Raw genomic sequence first — 785 nt, 5'->3', positions numbered from 1 at the left:
CAGGGCCACGAACAGCCCGCCGCAGGCGCCGCCCAGCGACATGCACAGGTAGAAGTCGGTGAGGTGGCGATGCTCGCGGGGCCTGGCGCGCACCAGTTCGCCGTGGCACAGCAGGCAGATCAGGAACATCACTGCGAAGTGGCTCCAGCGCAGTTCGGTCAAGCCGATATCCCAGTCCAGCCCGAGCCAGCCGGCCAGGTCGCCGCTGGCCGCCAGGAGGAGCACCGCCGGCAGGCAGGCCAGGGCCACCGGCCGGCGGCGGTACCAGCGCTCATGGTCGAAGCAGATGATGAAGGTCAGCAGGTACAGGCTCAGCGTGGTGATCCACAGGCGCGGCTCGGGCGCGATGTCGTGGCTCACGCGGTCGGTGGTGGCCACGAAGGCCAGCGAAGCCAGCGCCGGCAAGCCGATCCAGACCAGCCGCCGGCGAATGCCGGGACCGGCAGTGCCTTCCTGCGCTGCGCCGGCGGCTGTTGCATCGCCGGCCTGCGCGCGGATGCCCCACACCGCCCAGGCCACCAGGGCGCACAGCAGGGCGAACACGCCGAAGCCCCACGACCACAGCGCGGCCATCGCCTGCAGCGTGAGGCGGGGTTCGAACACGTAGGGGAACGTCAGCAACGCGAGGAAGGAGCCGACGTTCGACAACGCGTACAGCCGGTAGGGCGAGCGCCCGGGATAGGCCTTGCCGAACCAGTGCTGGATCAGGGGCCCGGTGGTGGACAGGCAGAAATACGGCAATCCCACGCACGCCAGCAGGAGCACGAGGATGCTCGCGACGGGCG

The 785-nt window shown here is 70.2% G+C and carries 1 pseudogene; it reads right to left on the bottom strand.

Annotated elements, in window-relative coordinates:
- Positions 1 to 785: pseudogene (locus AC0IZJ_RS28340) on the bottom strand (hypothetical protein); the annotation flags it as partial.

It is taken from the genome of Roseateles sp. AC306 (genome assembly GCF_979253795.1).
Note: the sequence above shows the minus strand (reverse complement) of the source record. Positions and strands in the feature narration are given on the sequence as shown.